Source organism: Tahibacter sp. (assembly GCF_032229445.1).
GTDB lineage: Bacteria > Pseudomonadota > Gammaproteobacteria > Xanthomonadales > Rhodanobacteraceae > Tahibacter.
On the sequence record NZ_JAVTWC010000019.1, the window covers coordinates 44,730 to 64,119 of the forward strand.

Here is a 19,390-nt window from a genome sequence, read left to right on the forward strand (position 1 = left end):
TCCCGATTCCCGATTCCCGATTCCCGATTCCCGATTCCCGATTCCCGATTCCCGAACTACTGCGCCGTCCAGCGCTGTATCCACGTATTGACCGTGTTGTGCCACTGCACGCTGTTGTGCGGCTTGAGCACCCAGTGGTTCTCGTTCGGGAAGTGCAGGAACTGGCTTTCGATGCCGCGGCGCTGCAGCGCGGTGAAGGTGGCCAGGCCCTGTTCCAGCGGGATGCGGAAATCGAGGCCGCCCTGGATCACGAGCATCGGCACTTTCCACTTCGCGACATGGTTGACCGGATTGAACTTCTCGTAGTTCTCCGGCTTGTCGTACGGCGTGCCGCCGTTTTCCCACTCGCTGAACCACAGTTCCTCGGTGGAATAACCCATCATGCGCGCGTCGAACACACCGTCGTGGTTGACCAGGCACTTCCACGGCTGCGGCCAGTTGCCGGCGATCCAGTTGACCATGTAGCCGCCGTAGGACGCGCCCAGCGCGCAGGCGCGGTCGCCGTCGAGGAAGCTGTATTTCGCCAGCGCCGCGGCCCAGCCTTTCTGCAGGTCTTCGAGCGGCTTGCCGCCCCAGTCGCCGGAGATCGCATCGGTGAAGGCCTGGCCGTAGCCGGTCGAGCCGTGGAAATTCACTGCGACCACGGCGAAGCCCAGGCCCGCATAGGTCTGCGGATTCCAGCGGTAGTGGAAGTCGTTGCCGTAGGCGCCCTGCGGGCCTCCGTGGATCAGGTAGGCGACCGGATACTTCTTGCCTTGTTCATAGTTCCACGGCTTGACCACGTAGCCCTGCACGCGATCGTTGTTCGCACCCTGGAAGTCGAAGAACTCCGGTTCGCCGAAGACCACGTCCTTGAGCCGCTCGGCGTTGTTCATGGTCAGCTGCTTCGCCTTGCCGCCCTTGGGCGTGGTCAGGAACAGCTGGCTGGGCGACTTCAGCGTGTCGCGGCCGAACACGAGGGTGTTGCCGGCCAGGTCGTAGCCGTTGATGTGGCCTTCGCCGATCACGGTGCGCACCTTGCCGCTGGCGATGTCGATCGCGAACAGCGGATGCTGGCCGTTGTCGTCGCTGGTCGTGAAGATGCTCTTGCCGTCGGCCGAAAGCTTGATCGCGCCGGCGGAACGGTCCCAGCCCGCGTTGATCTCGCGGCTCTTGCCGCTGGCCAGATCCAGCGCCATCACGCCGAAGCGGTCGGCCTCGAAACCGGGACGCTTCATCGCGAGGTAGTACAGCGTCTTGCCGTCGGCCGAGGGCAGCGGGTTCGCGTCCCAGGCCGGATTGGCCGCGGTGAGGTTGCGCGGCTGCGACGATGCGTCGGTGGGCACGGCGTAAAGATCGAAGTTGGTCGACCAGGGTTCGGTCTTGCCGGCAATGCGCGCGCCGAAATAGACGGTCTTGCCGTCCGGCGAGAACGCGTATTCGGAATCGTCGCCGAAAGGCTTGGACGGCACGTCGCCGTCGATCCCGCGCGACATCAGCCTGAGCTTGGGCTGCAGCTTGCCGTCGGCACCGAGTTCGCCGAGAAACAGCTGGCTGCGGCGACCGTCGGACCAGGTATCCCAGTGGCGCACGAACAGCGAGTCGTAGAGCTGGCCCGTGGCCTTGGCCGCGGCGGTGTCGTCGAGGCGCTTCTTCGTGCAGTCGATGTCAGAGCAATCGGTGAACACGTCCAGCGACAGCAGCACGTGCTTGCCGTCGGGCGACAGCTTGAAGCTGCCGACGTCGACGGGCAGGCCGCTGGAGACGATCGCCGCCGCGGGCGCCGCCTCGAAGGCGTTGCGCATCAGCGCCTGCTTGTCCTGCTCGCGCTGGGACAACGCCGGCGCGACGTCGATGCGCCAGAGCTGGTTCACGCCGTCCTGGACCGCGGTATAGAAGATGCTGCGGCCGTCGGCCGACCAGCGCGGACCGGCGCTGCTCGCGCCTTCCGCGGTCAGGCGCAGCGGCGCCGACTTACCGTCGAGGCGCAGCAGCCACAGACCGTTAACACCCTTGTTCGCGGCGAAATCGGTCTGGCGCAGCTGATAGGCAACGAAGCGGCCATCGGGCGAGACCTGCGGATCGCTGATGCGTTCGAGGTTGACGAGATCGTTGACGTCGAGGCCGCGCGCCGCGAATGCGGCGTCCGAAGCCAGTGCGGCGAAGAGCGCAAAACCCAGGGAAACGGGAAGTTTCATGACGTTATCCATTGAAAAACCTGTGAACAAGTCGAAGTTTGCTTTTGATTCTGGAGCCCCCTTGAGTCAAGGGGGCGGCCAAATGCCTGCGCAGCAGGCGTTTGGCGGGGTTGTGGGGATCTGGTGTACATCGCAAGAGCGACAGTCCAAACAACTTGTCCAGAACTCCCCCAGTGGAATCCGCTAAGTCCGCCGCCGCGATGGTCGCGGCGGCGGAAACGAGGATCAGGCTTTCGGCTGGCCCTTGATCGCGCTGCGGAACAGCAGCGCGCCGATGAAGGCGAGCACGGCGAGGCCGGCGATCTGGCCGAGTTCCCAGCCATGCAGCGCGAGCACGTCGGCCTTGCCGCTGACGACGATCGGGATCGCGATCGCGATGCCCATGAGGGCCTCGCCGGTGATCAGGCCCGCGGCGAACAGCGTGCCCGGACGATGCACGCGGTCGCGCGCTTCCTCGTCGGTCGCCGGCACGCCGAAGCGGCGTTCGACCAGGTACGAGAGCACGCCGCCGAGGAAGATCGGCACCATGAGTTCGAGCGGCAGGTAGATGCCGATCGCGGCGGCCAGCACGGGCACGCGGAAATGCGCCTTGCGCGCCTTGAGCCATTCGTCGATGGCGATGATGACGGCGCCGATCACGGCACCGGCAATGATCATGTCCCACGGCAGCTTGCCGCCGAACATGCCTTTCGCGACCGAAGCCATCAGCTGCGCCTGCGGTGCATTGAGCGGGTTCGGATGCTGCGGCGTGGCTTCGCCGATGCCGTAGGCGACCGCGAGCAGATTCAGTACCGGCGCCATGACCAGCGCGCAGGACAGCGAGCCGATCGCGAGCATGACCTGCTGCTTCCACGGCGTCGCGCCGACGAGATAGCCGGCCTTGAGGTCCTGCAGGTTGTCGCCACCGACCGCGGCCGCACAGCAGACCACCGCGCCGATCATGATCGCGGCGACCGCGCCGATCGGCGAGTCGCGTCCGAGCAGCAGCATGAGCACGACGGAGGCAAACAGGATGGTCGCGATGGTGATGCCGGAGACCGGGTTGTTGCTCGAGCCGACGAGGCCGGCGAGATAGCCCGACACCGACACGAACAGGAAGCCCGCGACGACCATGATGATGGCCATCGGCACACTGACCAGCCAGTTGCCGACGATGGCCTGGTAGAGCAGCAGCAGCGGCAGCACGAATATCACGAGCGCGATCAGCATCCACTTCATCGGCAGGTCGCGTTCGGTTTCGGGGACATCGGCGCTGGTGCCCTTGCGCGCCGCGGCGATGCCGCTCCTGATGCCCGACAGCAGCGACTTGCGCAGCGAGAACAATGTCCAGATGCCGCCGATCAGCATCGCGCCGACACCGAGGTAGCGCACCTTCTCGCCGCGGATCATGCCGGCTGCTTCCGCGGCGCCCTTGCCGACGAGGCGGGCGGCCAGTTCCGGATCGAAGGTCGTGGCGAACGCGTGGAACAGCGGAATCGCGATGTTGTAGGACAGCACGCTGCCCGAGAGCACGACGATGCCGATGTTGAGGCCGACGATGTAGCCCACGCCGAGCAGCGCCGGCGACAGGCCGGTGCCCATGTAGCCGAGGTACTTGCCGAAGAAACCGGCAACGGCGGCATTGTCGGGAATCAGGCGCAGGCCACTTTCGGCCATGAGCTTGACCACGGCGCCGAGCACCGAGGACACGGCGAGGATGCGGATGCCCGGTCCCGGGTTCTCGCCGGCCTTGAGCACTTCGGCCGCGGCCTTGCCTTCGGGAAACGGCAGCGGGTCCTCGACGATCATTGAGCGGCGCAGCGGCACCGAGAACAGCACGCCGAGCAGACCGCCGAGCCCGGCGATCGCGAACACCCAGGAATAGCGGAAGTCCTGCCAGTAGCCGAGGATGATCAGCGCGGGGATCGTGAAGATCACACCCGCCGCGATCGACGAACCGGCCGAGGCGCCGGTCTGCACGATGTTGTTCTCGAGGATGGTGCCGCCGCCGAGCACGCGCAGCACGGCCATGGAGATGACCGCGGCCGGGATCGCCGTGGCGATGGTCAGGCCGGCGAACAGGCCGAGGTAGGTGTTGGCAGCAGCGAGGATCATCGCCAGCACCACCGACAAGATGACGGCGCGGACAGTCAGCTGCGGAATGGCAGGTGTACTCATGCGGACTCCGGGAATAGGTAACGACCCGCACGGCTGGCGCGGGGGCGCCAAGCATAACCGCTGCACATGCGGGCGGGCGCGGTCGACGCATCGTTGCGCGGCGTCGTGCAACGTCGTGCTGAGCGCGCCTGCTCGTGCTGCATCGCATCAAGCGGTGGGGCATTCGAGCGTGAGCCGGAGAGCCCGGCGCGCAGGCACGAGCGGCGCACGCCTGAGGACGCCACCGCCGACGCAGGCATCGACGCAGCGGGAAAACCGACCCCGCTGCTGGCGCGTCCGGGGCCGCGTCCGCGCCCGCTTCAGTGAGCCGCTGTCGCACCCCAGGGCGGCGGCGGCAACGGCTGCGGCTGGGTCAGGTCGAACTCGACGCGGAACAGCCGGTTCGTCCGCGCAAGTTCGTAGACGAAGCGCTGCGCATCCAGTTCGACGGCCCAGACGTTGCTGATCGAAATCGTCCGATGTTGCGCGCGGAACAGCGCCATCGAATACAGGTCGGCGGGAAACTCGAAGCGCCATTGACCCGCCATTTCTTCCGCCGGCTTTGCTTCCGGCAGCGCACGACTGTTGCCGCCGTACAGCGTCATCGCGTCGTCGCTACCGTCGGCATGGCGATGCTCGTGCTTCAGACGCAGCACGCGGTGCCCGTCGCCGAGCGTGATCACCCAGGTGCGCGAATGGTCGTCACCGACGTGGAACGGAATGCGCACCGTATCGCCGTCGCACTCGCGCACGTGCATGACGAGCGGCTTGCCGGCGAACGGGTCGTCGGCCGTCGCTGGCGTGTCGGCGACGATGCGGCCCGCGAACGCCTTGCCGCAGAGGCTGCGCAGACGCAGCAGAAAGGCCTGCTGCGGCGTTGACGCGAGCGGCGCGGCGGTAGCGGTGGAGACCTTGGCGGACTCGGGACGGGGAGAAGGGACGCAGGCCGACAGCAGCGCGGCCAGCACGAAGGAAACCATGCAGGATCGATAGGGTCTGGTCATCCGGAAACGTTAACGTTTCGGCGCCGCGGCGGCAACGCGTGCGACGCATCCCGCCCGGGCGAAGCGCCTGCGTCGCGAAACAGCATGGCTATACTCCGGCCACCCCGCACCGACCGGAATCCGCATGTCCGCAGTCCTTCCGCATGCCGCGCCCTACGACGCGACCGACACCTTTCTCGGTCATCCCAAAGGCGTCTACGTCTGCTTCTTCACCGAGATGTGGGAGCGCTTCTCGTTCTACGGCATGAAGGCGCTGCTGCTGCTGTACCTGCTGCAGCACCACAAGTTCGGCGACGAGGTCGGCTACGACGTGATCGGCGCCTACGGCGGTCTGGTCTATTGCCTGCCGGTCATTGGCGGCCTGCTCGCCGATCGCTGGCTCGGCATGCGCAAGGCGGTGCTGTTCGGCGGACTGCTGCTGGTGCTGGGCCACGCAGGCATGGCGTTCGAAGGGCACGAGGCGCGCATCGTCGACGGCGTGACGCAGCGCGACGAGGGCGCGCTGTTCGCGTTCTATTTCTCGCTGTCGCTGATCATCATGGGCGTGGGTTTCCTCAAGCCCAACATCTCGACCATCGTCGGCAAGCTCTATGCGCCCGACGATCCGCGCCGTGATTCCGGCTTTGCGCTGTTCTACGCCGGCATCAACCTCGGGTCGCTGCTGGCGTCCATCATCTGCGGCTATCTCGGCCAGACCCTGGGCTGGGCCTACGGCTTCGGCATCGCCGGCTTCGGCATGCTGCTCGGCCTGCTGCAATTCCTCTGGGGCCAGAAATACCTGCGCGGCCATGCCGAGGCACCGGATCCCGTACGTCTGCGCGAACGCGTCGCCGGCGTTCCTCGCGAATGGCTGATCTATGCGGGCGCCGCCGCGGGCCTGCTGCCGGTCGCCGGCCTGATGTGGGCCGTGGCCAACGGCGCGTTCAAGCTCGGCGGCGAGATCACGCCCGCGCTCGCGCTGATGATCCTCATGATGCTGGCCGTGCTCGGCTGGTTCGCCTGGTTCATCACGACCCAGTGCAACCGCGTGCAGCGCCACCAGATGATCGCGCTGATGTCGATGATCGCGATGTGCCTGGTGTTCTTCACGCTGTACGAGCAGACCTACGGCTCGTGGGTCACCTTCACCGACCGCCTGCTCACGAAGGATCTCGTTCCGGCGCTGGTGCAGCCCACGCCGGCGCTGACCTGGAGCAGCGACTGGTTCGCCAACGTAAGCCTGTTCGTGCAGACCGCGCCATGGTCCATCGTCGTGCTGCTGCTCGCGCCGGGCGCGTTCGTCGTCGCCGCGCGCCTGTCCGACCGCGACCCGCTGTCACGCGCGCCGCGCGTGCTGTTCGGCACCGTCGTCGTCGTCGCGCTGGTGCTGCTCGTGCGCGACTGCCTGGTGCTGCCGCAGACGGCCGGTTCGCTGACCTATCTCGGTGCACTGTTCCTGGTCCTGCTCGCGCCGCTGTTCAGCGGCCTGTGGGGCTGGCTCGACGCCCGCGGCGCGGATCCGTCCAAGCCGGTCAAGTCGGCGCTGGGGCTGCTGCTGGCCGGGCTTTCCTTCCTGCCGCTGCTGTGGGCGGCGCAGCACGCCGGCGCCACCGGCCAGCAGGCCAGCGTGTGGTGGCTGGTAGCGGCTTATTTCATTCTGGAACTTGGGGAAATGTGCCTTTCACCGGTCGGCCTGTCGGCAGTGAGCCAGCTGTCGGTGCCGCGCGTGGTCAGCCTCATGATGGGCACCTGGTTCCTCGCGACCGCGTTCTCCGAAACCCTGGCCGCGCAGTTCGGCAAGCTCGCCGCGATCGAGATCCCCGCCGGCACCACGCTCGCTTTTGCCGACGCGGGTGCCAAGTACTCCCACCTGTTCAGCGTGATGCTCTGGATCGGCCTGGGCTGCGCCGTGGTCGCGTTCGCGCTCGCGCCGCTGCTGCGACGGCTCATGCACGGCGTACGCTGAGCGAGACATCGGCCGGACGCGCGCGCGGCGTGCCGGCGACGATGTCCTCGGCCAGGCCGAACGCGGTCGTCATGCCCAGGCCGCTGCGCCCGGGCGCAGCGGCGACGGTGACGCCGGGCGCGGCTTGCATCGCCACGGCACTCGTCGGCGCGTGAAGCTGCGGCAGCGTCCAGCCCTGCACGATGCGGCAATCGGGCAGTTCGACGAGACGCCGCAGCGCGGCCAGCGCGTGGCGCTGGCCGGCATCGGACTCGTCGACCGCGAGGCCGGCGTCGACGACGAGTTCACCGCTGCCGTTCTGCAGCAGGCGCAGATCGGGCGCGGCTCCCGCGTCGCCGGGGCCGTGCGCGTGCAGACCAGGCGCCGCGGCAGAGGCCTGTCGCGCCAGCGCTGCCGCACTGCAGAGCATCGCGCCGAGGCGGAACCCGTCCGGCTGCGCGGCCAGGCGCAGCAGCAGGCGCCGCTGCAGCCGTGGACGCGCTTCCGCGGCCAGGCCCGGCAACAGCAGTTCCGTCTCGGCGCCGCCGGCCACATAGATCGCATCGGCCGCGTGGCGCCGGCCACCGCTCCAGACATAGGGGTGTTCGATGCGTGTCACCGTGTGCTTCCAGCGAAATTCGATCTCGTGCCGCGCCGCCAGCCACGCCGGCAGGCGGCGCATCACCACGCGCGGGTCGACCAGCATGTCCTCGCCGGAATACAGCGCGCCGCGCAGGCCGCGCGCGGCGACCCAGGCCGAACGCTGGCGCGCGGCGGCGGGATCGAGCAGTTCGCACTCGCGCACGCCGCGGTTGGCCGCCGCGAATTCCTGCAGCAGCGCCCATTCGTCCGCATCGAAGGCCGGCACGAGACAGCCGGCCGGGTCGTGCCAGACGTCGGCGTCGTCGCAGAATTCGCGCCAGACCGCGCGCGAGCGGCGCGCCTGGTCGAGCTCGTGTGGATCGTCCACGCCGAGCAGCCAGACAGCGCCGGCATTGCGCAGCGTCGCGCCGACAGGGCGTTCGTGGCGCTCGAACACCACGACGCGGCCGCCGCGCAGAGCCAGCGCGCGGGCCAGCGCAAGGCCGACGATGCCGGCACCGATCACGATCGCGGTTGCATGGGACATACGCCGGAGTCCTTCCGTGCGCGGGAAAGATCGCAAAGTACATAGGCAATGTGAGGCTTTGGTTGCAGGATGATTGCACCCGCATTTCCATCGATCGGCGGTTTGCCGGCCTCGGCCTGACGTTTTCTTTGCGTCCACTCGTGCATATACCGTGTTCCGCGCCGCAGTCGGCGCACCTGCCGAGAATGCGCATGACCACGATGACCGCAAAACGTACGAGGCTGATCCTGCTGCTGGGGGCCGCGCTCGGCGCATCCGCCTGCGCCGCCCAGACGGCCGCGCCCGCACCGTTCGATACGAAGCCCGTGGCCAAGCTCAGCGAGCCCTGGGCGATGACCTTCCTGCCCGACGGCCGCCTGCTCGTGACCGAGAAGAAGGGCAAGCTCAAGCTCGTCACGCAGGACGGCCGTATCAGCGATGTCAGCGGCGCGCCGGCCGTGGACTACGGTGGCCAGGGTGGCTTCGGCGACGTCGTGCTGCATCCGAAGTTCGCCGACAACGGCTGGATCTATCTGAGCTACGCGGAATCCGGCGACGGCGACAAGCGTGGCGCCGCCGTGGCGCGCGCGAAGCTGAGCCTCGACGACAAGGGCGGCGGCGCACTGAGCGAGCTCGCGGTGATCTGGCGCCAGGAGCCGAAGATCAGCGGCCGCGGCCACTACGGCCACCGCATCGCGTTCGCGCCCGACGGCCATCTGTTCATCAGCTCGGGCGAGCGCCAGCACTTCGATCCGGCCCAGGACATGAAGTCCAACCTCGGCAAGATCGTGCGTCTCAACGACGACGGCTCGCTGCCCAAGGACAATCCGTTCGCGGACCAGGGCGGCGTCGCCGCGCAGGTCTGGAGCCTCGGCCACCGCAACCCGTTGGGCCTGGCCTTCGACGGCGCTGGCAAGCTCTGGAACGTCGAGATGGGCCCGAAGGGCGGCGACGAGCTCAATCTCGTCGTGCGCGGCGACAACTACGGCTATCCGGTCGTCTCCAACGGCGACCACTACGACGGCAAGGAAATTCCGGATCATTCCACGCGTCCCGAATTCCACGCCCCGGCCGTGAGCTGGACGCCGGTGATCTCGCCGTCGAGCTTCATCATCTACACGGGCAAGCCGTTCGCCGACTGGAACGGCGACGGTTTCATCGGCGGCCTGTCGAGCAAGGCGCTGGTACGCGTCGAGTTCAGCGGCGACAGCGCGAAGGAAGCCGCACGCTATGACATGGGCGAACGCATCCGCGAAGTGGAACAGGGTCCGGACGGCAACCTGTGGCTGCTGGAAGACCAGATGAACGGATCCGGCGGGCGACTGCTGCTGTTGACGCCGAAGGCGGCTGCGGCGAAGTAGATAATAAACATTTTAGATTAAAGATTAATTGTAAAACTAAAACACAGTGCCCCACGGGCGACCTGCGCCGTTAAGCCCTCCCCTTCAAGGGGAGGGCTTCAAGCTGTCAGCGAAGCTCTACCCTCGATCGGGATTTCACCTCACGGCACCGTCGACGCATCGAGAAACTCGATCAGGCGCCGATACAGGTCGGCGCGGTTTTCCTCGCCATAGAAGCCGTGCCCTTCGCTGGGCCGGAACAGCCATTCGTGCGCGACGCCGCGCTGGTCGAGCGCGGCGTGCAGGTTCTGGCTGTGCAGCGGTGGCACTGTCCTGTCCTGTCCGCCGGCGATCAGCATCAGGCGGGCCTTGATCGCGTCGAGTGCGGTGACGGGCGAGCGGCGCGCGAGTTCGTCCTCGTCCTCGCCGAGCACGCGCTTGAGGAAGTTGCGGCCGAACGGCGATTCGCCGAGCGGTCCCTCACGGAACAGCAGGCGCAGATCGTAGACGCCGCTGTGACCGATGGCGCAGCGGTAGAGATCCGGCTCGCGCACGGCGCCCATCAGCGCGGCATAGCCGCCGTAGCTGGTGCCGAGGATGCAGATGCGGTGCGGGTCGGCGATGCCGCGCGCGATCAGCCAGCGCGTCGCATCGGTCAGATCGTCCTGCATACGGCCGCCCCACTCGCGATAGCCGGCCACTTCGAACGCAGCGCCGTAGCCTTCGGAGCCGCGGAAATTGACCTGCAGCACGGCATAGCCGCGGCTGGCGAGCAGTTGCACCGTCGGATCGTATTGCCAGCGGTCGCGCACGAAATAGGGACCACCGTGCGCGAGCACGACCACCGGCAGGTTCTTCGCCGTCTCCTGGCCGGGCGGACTGGTCAGATAGCCGTAGACGGTGAGGTCGTCGCGCGTGTTGAAGCGCAGCGGCTCCATGGTCGCGAGGCGGGCCGGATCGATGCCTTCGGCGCGACGGAACAGCGGCTGCAGGTTTCCGCTCTCGCGTTCGAACAGGTACCACTCGCCGGGATTGGTATCACTGCGCACCTGCACTACGACGCGGCTGCCGTCGTCGGACGCCGAGACGATGTCGACGACCTGCCCCGGAAAGCGCGGCAGCAGCGTGCGCAGCACCTCGATGACCGCGGCGTTCCTGTCGATCACCGTCAACGCCGGCTTGCCCGGTTCGGCGATCACACCGGCCAGCGTATGGCCGTCGAAATCGAGCAGCAGGCGATCGCTTTCGACCTCGCGACTGCTCCACACGGGCTGCAGTTCGCGCGCGTCGGCGGACCAGCGGCACACGCCGCCGGTCTTGCCCTCTGGCTGGCAGCGCCAATAGGTCGTCTTGCCGTCGGCGGCGTAGGCCAGCGGTTCGGCGCGTCCGCCGGCAGCGTTGCCGTCGAACACGACCTGCCAGTCGCGCCGCCCGCCGCCGCGATAAAGTACTTTGTATATATTGTCGGCATTGCTGCCGTAGGCGAAGCGCACGACGCCGGCAGGATCGGCGAGAAAGCCGGCCGGATAGCGCAGCGGCGACGCGAACAAGCGCTTGCGCGCGCCGTCGACGACGTCCATGCGCCAGACCGCATGTTCGCCCGCGCCTGAGTCGAGCTGGCTGCCGGCGCTCCAGACCAGGATGTTGCGCTCGTCGCGGCGCAGCGCATCGAGCAGCGTCGCGCTGGCCTTCTCCGGGCGCAATTTCTTGATGTGCGTGCCGGCGTCGAAACGGCCCGCGCGCGCACCGAACAGCAGCGCGCGGTCGGAGCCGTCGGCGTTGACGAAGAACAGTTCGCCGGTCGGCACGGGCTGTTCGACGCCGGGCAGCTTGGTTCCCACGGTATAGAGCAGCCGGCGCGCGTTGACCCAGTGGAACGCGACCACTTCGTCGTGTTCGCGCGGCACCACGTCCACGGTATGCCGGTCGGCCAGACGCATCAGCCGCAGGCTGCGCCTGCCGCCGGAAAGGCTGTCGGTGGCGAGGTAGGCGCCGTCGGGCGAGATGCGCACGTTCTCGTAGCGCAGCGGCTGCGCGAACGCGGCGATCGGGACGGGATCGGCCGCGGCGGCCGTGCCGCACAGGCTCACGAGGCAGAGCAGAAGACCAAGCGTGCGCATCGGATGTCCCTGCGGAACGGCCGGCTGCATTCGCCTGCCGCGAATCACCATGGCCGGACGCCGCGCCGCCGTTACCGGCAGCGCGGCGCCGTCGGCGCCTCAGGGCGCGGGCTGCGCCTTGCCGCCGATGTTCGCATCGAGGAACGCGAGCATGCGTGCGTACATGTCCTCGATGTTCTTCTCGTCGTAGAAACCGTGCGCCTCGGTGCGCTGATAAAGCCATTCGTGTTTCACGCGGTCTTTTTCGAGCGCGTTGTGCACGCTCTCGCCGTGGACCGGCGGCACGCGCTTGTCCTGGCCGCCGACGATCAGCATGAGGCTGGCCTTGATCTTGTCGAGCTGCGTGATCGGCGAGCGCCCGGCAAGGAAGCCGCTATCGTCGCCGACCGTCTGCTTGAGGTAGTTCTCGCCGTAGCGTGAATCCTGCACGTCACCGCGCGTCAGCATCAGGCGCAGATCGTAGACGCCGGCATCGCCGATCGCGCAGCGGTACAGGCCCGGCTCGCGCACGGCGCCCATCAACGCCGCATAGCCGCCGTAGCTCGTGCCGTAGATGCAGACGCGCTTGGCATCGGCGATGCCCTGCCCGATCGCCCATTTCGTCGCGTCGGTCACGTCGTCCTGCATGGTGCCGCCCCACTGCCGGTAGCCAGCGACCTCGAACGCGTGGCCGTAGCCGCCGGAGCCGCGGAAATTGACTTGCAGCACGGCGTAGCCGCGGCTCGCTAGCATCTGCACGGTCGGGTCGTAGCTCCAGTAGTCGCGCACGTCGAACGGGCCACCATGGACGTAGACGACGAGCGGCAGGTTCTTGCCCTGCTCCTGGCCGAGCGGCCGGGTCAGATAGCCGTTGAGATCAAGACCGTCGCGCGACTTGAGTTTGATCGGCTCCATCGCGGCCATCTGGTCCGGATCGATCTTGTCGGCACGCTTGAGGATCGCCGCCAGCTTCTTGTTGTCGCGGTCGTACAGGAAGAATTCGCCGGGGTTCACGTCACTGTGCACGGCAACGATCGCGCGCTTGCCGTCCTTGCTGACCGAGGTGACCTCGACGGTTTCGCCGGGAAATTGCTGCATCAGCATCGACAGCGACTCGATCATCGCGGTCTTCTTGTTGATGACGCCGACGGCCGAGCGGCCCGGGTAGGCGCGCACGCCGACAACGGTGGTGTCGTCGAAGTCCATCAGGATCGAATCCATCTCGACGTCCTTGGCCGACCAGACCGGCTTGAGGGTGCGCTCGTCCGCGGTCCACGAACACAGGCCGCCGATCTTGCCCTCGGGCTCGCAGGACCAGTAGACGGTCTTGTTGTCGCGGTCATAAGCCAGCGGCGTGGGCTCGCCCGGCGTGTTGGTGCCGTCGAATACCGTGGTCCAGTCGCCGCCGTCCTTGCCGCGATACATCACTTGCCAGCGATTGTTGACGTCGACGCCGTAGGCGAAATTGACGTTGCCGGCGTGATCGGCGAGAAATCCATTCGCGCTGCGTATCGGCGAAACGAACAGGCGCTTCTTCGAGCCGTCGTTGACGTCGAACTTGTAGACCACCGGCGGGGTCGGCTCGGCGGTGCTCTTCCATTCGTGCACACGGATGAGGATGTTGTCGTCGTCGTCGCGCAGGTCGTCGATCAGGAAGGCACTGGCGCGCTCGGGACTGACTGCCTTGATGTGGGTACCGGTGGATTCCTTGCCCGCGCGATAGCCGAACAGGATCTCGTTGCGGCCACCGTCGGCATCGACGAAATACAGCTCGCCGTTGGCGACCGGCCGCTCGAGTCCGCCAATCGGTTCGCCGACCCGGTACATCAGCCGCTGCTTGCCGACCCAGGTGAAGTCGACGACTTCATCCATGCGCGGCGTGATGCGCGTCGCCTTCATGTCGCTCAGGCGGATGATCGCGAGCGAGCGGCGGTTGTCGATCACGGCATCGGCGGCGATGTACTCGCCGTCCGGCGAGATCTTGACGCTGGAGTACTGCACATGCCGCGCGAAGTCGGCGAGCGGGACTTCGGCATGGGCGCCGGCGGCGCCGAGCAATGCGGCCAGGCCTGCGGCGAGGCGACGGATGGACATGGAAAACTCCTCTGCAGAAAAAGACGGCGCCGGCCCCTATGGCCGCGCCGGAACAGATGACGCTCTACACCGGGTTTCGCTGCCCCCGCTCTCACTTGCGTATCGCAGGCCTTCACTGTCCCTACCGCGCACGATCTCCCGGGCAATCCATCGGGATGCTCCGCGTGGCCTATCCGCAAGCGGGACGATCGCGCCGAACGTGATCAGGTCTCCGCTCAGCCGCGCGCCGCGCGGCCGTAGCGGTCTTCCAGCCGCACGATGTCGTCTTCGCCGAAATAGTCGCCGCACTGGACTTCGATCAGGTGGATGTCCTCTACGGTCGGGTTTTCCAGCCGGTGCAGCGTATCGATCGGGATAAAGGTGGATTCGTTCGCGTTGAGCAGGAACTCGCGCTCGCCGACCCGAACCTTGGCCGTGCCCTTGACGACGGTCCAGTGCTCGCTGCGGCGATGATGCTTCTGCAGGCTCAGCACATGGCCGGGCTTGACCACGAGGCGCTTGACCTTGCAGTCGTCGGCGTCTTCCAGAACCGTATAGCTGCCCCAGGGCCGGTGCACGGTCTGGTGGAAGGCCGCCGCGTCGTGCTTGTCCGCGCGCAGGCGGTCGACCACGAGCTTGACCTGCTGTGCGCGATCGCGGTCGGCGACCAGCACGGCGTCGTCGGTGTCGACGATGACGAGATCGCGCACGCCGACCGCGGCGACCATGCGCTTGTCACTCTGTATGTAGCAATTGGAACTTTCGATCAGGATGGCCTGGCCGCGCACGCGGTTGCCATGCTCGTCGGACTCGGGCTCGAGATCACTGACCGCCTTCCACGAGCCGATGTCGCTCCAGTCGAACGAGGCCGGCACTACGGCGCGGCGCGACGCGTGCTCCATCACCGCGTAGTCGATCGAGATGTCGGGCTGGGCGAGAAAGGCCTCCCGCGCGTATTCGATCGGGCTTTCGCCGCTGATCGCGCTGGCCTGGCAGGCCTGCGCGGCGGCGAGCACGTCGGGACACGCCTGCGCGGCTGCAAGCAGCAGCGCATCGGCACGGAAGCAGAACATGCCCGAATTCCAGAGATGATCGCCGGCGGCGAGATAGGTCTCGGCCACTTCGCGCCGGGGCTTCTCGACGAAGGCGGCGACCTCGCTGCCCGCGGAGCCGGCTATCGCCGCACCGAGGCGGATGTAGCCGAAACCGGTCTCCGCGTGCGTGGGCACGATGCCGAACGTGGCCAGCCAGCCGGTCTCGGCCAGCTCGCGCGCACGGCGCACGTCGGCGGCGAAACGGTCGAGTTCGCGGATCAGATGGTCCGCCGGCAGCACCAGCAGCACGGCGTCGGGCGAGATATGGCTGACCGCGTGCTGTGCGGCGAGCAGGATAGCCGGGGCAGTATTGCGTCCGGCCGGTTCCAGCAGGAACGGCAGGCGATCGAGGTTCGCCTGCGGGTGCAGCGCGTATTCGTCGCGCGTCAGGAAATAGTAGTCGCGGCCGGTGACGGTCAGCACATGGCCGTCGTCGGCCACGGCCAGCGCGCGGTCGAGGGTCTTGTACAGCAGCGACTCGCCGTCGGCCAGCCGCATGAAGGGCTTTGGATAGGCGCTGCGCGACACCGGCCAGAGACGGGTGCCGGCGCCGCCGGACAGGATTACGGGAATCAGCATGGGCAAGTGTCCGGATCAGTAAGCCTGGACGTGCTCGCGCGTCCCGGTCGGTAAGTGTCGACGCGCTGGCGCGACATATCCCTCAAGCGGCCAGCTCGCCGATGACGTCGCGCAGGCCGTGCCGCCAGTCCGGCAGGTCCAGGCCGAACGTCTCGCGCAGCTTGCGCGTGTCGAGCACGGAATACGCCGGCCGGCGCGCCTTGGTGGGGTAGTCGGCGGCCGCGATCGGCGCGACCTCGGGAATTTTCGCAATCAGGTCCGCGGCGCGCGCCTGCGCGAAGATCGCGACCGCGAAATCGTGCCAGCTGCATTCTCCGGCGCTGACCAGGTGATAGCTGCCCGACATCGCCTCACGTGTCGGCGCGTCGTGATGCAGCCAGCGTGCGAGCACGCACGCGGTCGTGCCGGCAATCAGGCGCGCGGGCGTCGGCGCGCCGCGCTGGTCGGCGACGACGCCCAGGCGATCGCGATCGCGCGCCAGGCGCAGCATCGTGCGCAGGAAATTGCCGCCGCGCGCGGCGTAGACCCAGGCCGTGCGGAAATTCAGATAGGCCGCACCGCTCGCCGCCAGCGCGTCTTCGCCGGCGCGTTTGGTACGGCCGTAGGCGCCGATCGGCGCAGTCGCGTCGTCTTCGCGATAAGGCCGCGTGCCCTGGCCGTCGAAGACGTAGTCGGTGGAATAGTGCACGACGGCAGCACCATGCCGCGCGGCCCAGCGGCCGAGCGCGCCGGGTGCGGCGCCATTGGCGCGCAGGGCGAGTTCTTCCTCGTCCTCGGCGCGATCGACCGCGGTATGCGCCGCGGCGTTGACGATGAGCTGAGGCGCGACGCGCATGCACAGGGCATCCAGCGCTTCGGTGTCGTACAGGTCGACGCGTTCACACGCGGCCGCGCCGGGCAAGCTGCCGCTGCGTGTCGCCGCGACGACCTCGCCGAGCGGCGCGAGACTGCGCTGCAGTTCGAACCCGACCTGGCCGTTGGCGCCGAGCAGGAGAATTTTCAAAAGGCACCTGTATCGTTGTGGAACGTTTTAGGCATGGACGGCGAGCGGACAGGCAACGGCGGGCGAGCCGCTCCCCTTGCCCATCCGCGCGAAGCGGGCTAACCGTTCCAGACCGGCAGCCGTTCCGGCGCGATATCGGCGAGCAGCGGCGCCTTCTCGTCCTTGCCCGACAGCAGCGGCGCGCTGACCGGCCAGTCGATCGCGATGGCCGGATCGTTCCAGCGCACACCCGCATCGGCCTTGGCGTCGTACAGCGCGGTGCACTGGTAGGCGAACGTGGCGAACTCCGACAGCACGACGAAGCCGTGGGCGAAGCCCTCGGGTACCCAGAAGTGGCGATGGTTCTCGGCCGTCAGCATCACACCGGCCCACTGGCCGAAGGTCGGCGAGCCGCGGCGGATGTCGACAGCGACATCGAACACCTCGCCCTCGACCACGCTGACCAGCTTGCCCTGCGGATTGGGCCACTGGTAGTGCAGGCCACGCAACACGCCACGCGCCGAGCGCGACACGTTCGCCTGCACGAAGCGCAGGTCCAGCCCGGCTGCCTTGAATTTTTCCGCATTGTAGCTTTCGTAAAAAAAACCGCGCGCATCGCCGAACACGGCCGGCTCGATCGCCACGCAGCCCGGCAGGCGCGTCTGGATGACTTTCAAGGCACCACTCCGTGCTCGGCGATCTGCAGCAGATAGCGGCCGTAGCCGTTCTTGGCGAGCGGCCTGGCCAGCGTGCGCAACTGGGCGACGTCGATCCAGCCGTTGTGATAGGCGATTTCCTCGGGACAGCAGACCTTGAGTCCCTGCCGGTTCTCGATGGTCTCGATGTAGTTCGATGCCTCGACCAGCGAGTCGTGTGTGCCCGTATCGAGCCAGGCATAGCCGCGGCCGAGCTTTTCCAGCATCAGCGTGCCGTCGTCGAGATAGCAGCGGTTGAGGTCGGTGATTTCCAGCTCGCCGCGCGGCGAGGGCTTGAGCGTGCGCGCGAAATCGACTGCGCGGCCGTCGTAGAAATACAGCCCGGTCACGGCGTAGTTGGATTTCGGATCGGCAGGCTTCTCCTCGAGGCCGACCACGCGGCCGGCGGCGTCGAACTCGGCCACGCCGTAGCGCTCCGGATCGTGCACGTAATAGCCGAATACCGTCGCACCGCGTTCGCGCGAGGCGGAGCGGCGCAGCACGTCGGTGAAGCCATGGCCGTAGAAGATGTTGTCGCCGAGGATCAGGCAGGACGGATCGGTGCCGACGAAGTCCGCACCGATCAGATAGGCCTGGGCCAGTCCGTCGGGCGACGGCTGCGCGGCGTAGGTGATCGAGATGCCCCACTGCGAACCGTCGCCGAGCAGCTGTTTGAACAGCGCCTGCTCGTGTGGGGTGTTGATCACCAGCACTTCGCGGATACCGGCCAGCATCAGCACGCTGAGCGGGTAGTAGATCATCGGCTTGTCATAGACCGGCAGCAGCTGCTTGCTGACCACCTGGGTCAGCGGGTAGAGCCGCGTGCCGGAGCCGCCGGCGAGGATGATGCCTTTCTTGGTCACGTTCGATGCCCTGCGTTGCGAAGTCCGCGCGAGGCGCGGCGGATTGCCCTGTTCATGCACTCACGCGCCGCCGAGGCGCTCGAGGCGATAGCTGCCGTCGGTCACGCGGCCGCACCAGGACTGGTTGTCGAGATACCAGTCGACCGTGCGCGCGATGCCGCTTTCGAAGGTTTCCTGCGGCATCCAGCCCAGTTCGCGCTGCAGCTTGCCCGAATCGATCGCATAGCGGCGGTCGTGGCCTGGCCGATCCTTGACGTAGGTGATCAGGCTTTCGCGGCGGCGGCCGTCGGCCAGCGGACGGCGCTGGTCCAGCAGTGCACAGATGGTTTTCACCACATGGATATTTTCGCGCTCGGAATCGCCGCCGACGTTGTAGACCTCGCCGGTGCGGCCGGCCTCGAGCACACGCTGGATCGCGCGGCAGTGGTCGCGCACGTAGAGCCAGTCGCGCACATTGCGGCCGTCGCCGTAGACCGGCAGTGCTTCGCCTGCGAGTGCTTTCTGGATCATCAGCGGGATGAGCTTTTCGGGAAATTGGTACGGCCCGTAGTTGTTCGAGCAGTTCGTCGTCAGGGTCGGAAAACCGTAGGTGTGGTGGAACGCGCGCACGAGATGATCGGAGGCGGCCTTGGAGGCCGAATACGGCGAATTCGGCGCGTACGCGGTTTCCTCGGTGAACTTGCCGACGGGCCCGAGCGAGCCGTAGACCTCGTCGGTGGACACATGCAGGAAGCGGAAGCCGTCCTGGCGTTCCAGCGTCAGGCCGCGCCAGTAGCCCAGCGCGCGTTCGAGCAGGTTCAGTGTGCCGACCACGTTGGTCTGGACGAATTCCGCAGGACCGTCGATGGAGCGGTCGACATGCGATTCGGCGGCGAAGTTCACGACCGCATCGGGTTTGTGCTCGGCCAGCAAGGATTCGATGAGTGCGGCGTCGCCGATGTCGCCCTGGACGAAGACGTGGTCCGCGTTCGCCTTCAGCGGAGCCAGCGTATCGAGATTGCCGGCATAGGTCAGCTTGTCCAGGTTGATCACGCGGAAGCCGCCCTGGGCCAGCAGGTCAAGCACGAAGTTGCCGCCGATGAAGCCGGCGCCACCAGTCACGAGCAGGGTTTTCATGCGCTACGGTCGCTCCAAGGTCCCCAAATGGTTATCTCGCCGATCAGGCGCTCATGCGCCCGATCGCGGGCGACACATCCCTGTGCCGCCGGCACCTCGGCTTTTTTGAGGTGCCTACGCCGGCCAGGAGGCGGCCGGAAAGCCCGAAAGCGTACCAGAAGGCCGCCACAGGCGCCCTCGCTTGGGCCGGCCGCGCCAAA

13 protein-coding genes are annotated in these 19,390 nt (G+C 67.2%); 2 read left to right on the forward strand and 11 right to left on the reverse strand.

Features of this window, described 5'->3' with window-relative positions; all coding sequences use genetic code 11:
* Window positions 1-56: 56 nt before the first annotated feature.
* The 3 genes from RUU78_RS04550 to RUU78_RS04560 form a co-directional block, all read right to left on the reverse strand.
* Window positions 57-2,177, reverse strand: a complete 2,121-nt coding sequence (locus RUU78_RS04550; RefSeq protein WP_313914121.1) for a S9 family peptidase — start codon at window positions 2,175-2,177, stop codon at window positions 57-59.
* Window positions 2,178-2,402: 225 nt separating this feature from the next.
* The gene (locus tag RUU78_RS04555; protein ID WP_313914123.1) at window positions 2,403-4,334 is read right to left on the reverse strand and encodes an oligopeptide transporter, OPT family; all 1,932 of its coding nucleotides are present in this window, start codon (window positions 4,332-4,334) and stop codon (window positions 2,403-2,405) included.
* A 299-nt stretch (window positions 4,335-4,633) separates the two neighbouring features.
* Complete coding sequence (locus RUU78_RS04560) at window positions 4,634-5,293, reverse strand: hypothetical protein (protein ID WP_313914125.1); 660 nt, start codon at window positions 5,291-5,293, stop codon at window positions 4,634-4,636.
* Between the two features lie 148 nt (window positions 5,294-5,441).
* On the opposite strand from RUU78_RS04560, the gene RUU78_RS04565 reads away from it, so the two are divergent.
* On the forward strand, window positions 5,442-7,262 hold the full coding sequence (locus RUU78_RS04565) for an oligopeptide:H+ symporter (protein ID WP_313914126.1): 1,821 nt from the start codon (window positions 5,442-5,444) through the stop codon (window positions 7,260-7,262).
* On the opposite strand, the gene RUU78_RS04570 is transcribed toward RUU78_RS04565, so the two are convergent.
* Window positions 7,243-8,370 carry an FAD-dependent oxidoreductase gene (locus RUU78_RS04570; RefSeq protein WP_313914128.1) on the reverse strand — a complete coding sequence of 376 codons (1,128 nt, stop codon included), beginning with the start codon at window positions 8,368-8,370 and terminating at the stop codon, window positions 7,243-7,245. The genes RUU78_RS04565 and RUU78_RS04570 overlap by 20 nt on opposite strands.
* A 200-nt stretch (window positions 8,371-8,570) precedes the next feature.
* Between RUU78_RS04570 and RUU78_RS04575 the strand changes: the two genes are divergently transcribed.
* The gene (locus tag RUU78_RS04575; protein WP_313914208.1) at window positions 8,571-9,710 is read left to right on the forward strand and encodes a PQQ-dependent sugar dehydrogenase; all 1,140 of its coding nucleotides are present in this window, start codon (window positions 8,571-8,573) and stop codon (window positions 9,708-9,710) included.
* A gap of 140 nt (window positions 9,711-9,850) precedes the next feature.
* On the opposite strand, the gene RUU78_RS04580 is transcribed toward RUU78_RS04575, so the two are convergent.
* The 7 genes from RUU78_RS04580 to rfbB all read right to left on the reverse strand — a co-directional run bounded on the left by RUU78_RS04580 (window position 9,851) and on the right by rfbB (window position 19,190).
* Window positions 9,851-11,809: a S9 family peptidase gene (locus tag RUU78_RS04580; RefSeq protein ID WP_313914130.1), complete on the reverse strand. Its 1,959-nt coding sequence runs from the start codon at window positions 11,807-11,809 to the stop codon at window positions 9,851-9,853.
* Window positions 11,810-11,908: 99 nt separating this feature from the next.
* Window positions 11,909-13,882, reverse strand: coding sequence for a S9 family peptidase (locus tag RUU78_RS04585; protein ID WP_313914132.1), 1,974 nt, complete (start codon window positions 13,880-13,882; stop codon window positions 11,909-11,911).
* Between the two features lie 215 nt (window positions 13,883-14,097).
* Window positions 14,098-15,534: a mannose-1-phosphate guanylyltransferase/mannose-6-phosphate isomerase gene (locus RUU78_RS04590; protein ID WP_313914135.1), complete on the reverse strand. Its 1,437-nt coding sequence runs from the start codon at window positions 15,532-15,534 to the stop codon at window positions 14,098-14,100.
* Window positions 15,535-15,616: 82 nt separating this feature from the next.
* Window positions 15,617-16,537, reverse strand: coding sequence for a dTDP-4-dehydrorhamnose reductase (gene rfbD / locus RUU78_RS04595; protein ID WP_313914137.1), 921 nt, complete (start codon window positions 16,535-16,537; stop codon window positions 15,617-15,619).
* A gap of 98 nt (window positions 16,538-16,635) precedes the next feature.
* Entirely contained in the window at window positions 16,636-17,193 is a 558-nt protein-coding gene (gene rfbC, locus RUU78_RS04600; protein WP_313914139.1) for a dTDP-4-dehydrorhamnose 3,5-epimerase, read from the reverse strand.
* The gene (gene rfbA / locus RUU78_RS04605) at window positions 17,190-18,074 is read right to left on the reverse strand and encodes a glucose-1-phosphate thymidylyltransferase RfbA (protein WP_313914140.1); all 885 of its coding nucleotides are present in this window, start codon (window positions 18,072-18,074) and stop codon (window positions 17,190-17,192) included. Before rfbA ends, rfbC begins: the two co-directional genes overlap by 4 nt.
* 60 nt (window positions 18,075-18,134) lie before the next feature.
* On the reverse strand, window positions 18,135-19,190 hold the full coding sequence (rfbB, locus tag RUU78_RS04610) for a dTDP-glucose 4,6-dehydratase (RefSeq protein ID WP_313914141.1): 1,056 nt from the start codon (window positions 19,188-19,190) through the stop codon (window positions 18,135-18,137).
* Between the last annotated feature and the right edge of the window lie 200 nt (window positions 19,191-19,390).

What these genes read in the sequence shown, in the direction of transcription:
- RUU78_RS04580 (WP_313914130.1), bottom strand. Translation starts at nt 11,809, where the DNA reads ATGCGCACGCTTGGTCTTCTGCTCTGCCTCGTGAGCCTGTGCGGCACG.
- rfbB (WP_313914141.1), bottom strand. Translation starts at nt 19,190, where the DNA reads ATGAAAACCCTGCTCGTGACTGGTGGCGCCGGCTTCATCGGCGGCAAC.
- RUU78_RS04570 (WP_313914128.1), bottom strand. Translation starts at nt 8,370, where the DNA reads ATGTCCCATGCAACCGCGATCGTGATCGGTGCCGGCATCGTCGGCCTT.
- RUU78_RS04555 (WP_313914123.1), bottom strand. Translation starts at nt 4,334, where the DNA reads ATGAGTACACCTGCCATTCCGCAGCTGACTGTCCGCGCCGTCATCTTG.
- RUU78_RS04575 (WP_313914208.1), top strand. Translation starts at nt 8,571, where the DNA reads ATGACCGCAAAACGTACGAGGCTGATCCTGCTGCTGGGGGCCGCGCTC.
- RUU78_RS04565 (WP_313914126.1), top strand. Translation starts at nt 5,442, where the DNA reads ATGTCCGCAGTCCTTCCGCATGCCGCGCCCTACGACGCGACCGACACC.
- RUU78_RS04590 (WP_313914135.1), bottom strand. Translation starts at nt 15,534, where the DNA reads ATGCTGATTCCCGTAATCCTGTCCGGCGGCGCCGGCACCCGTCTCTGG.
- RUU78_RS04550 (WP_313914121.1), bottom strand. Translation starts at nt 2,177, where the DNA reads ATGAAACTTCCCGTTTCCCTGGGTTTTGCGCTCTTCGCCGCACTGGCT.
- RUU78_RS04585 (WP_313914132.1), bottom strand. Translation starts at nt 13,882, where the DNA reads ATGTCCATCCGTCGCCTCGCCGCAGGCCTGGCCGCATTGCTCGGCGCC.
- RUU78_RS04560 (WP_313914125.1), bottom strand. Translation starts at nt 5,293, where the DNA reads ATGGTTTCCTTCGTGCTGGCCGCGCTGCTGTCGGCCTGCGTCCCTTCT.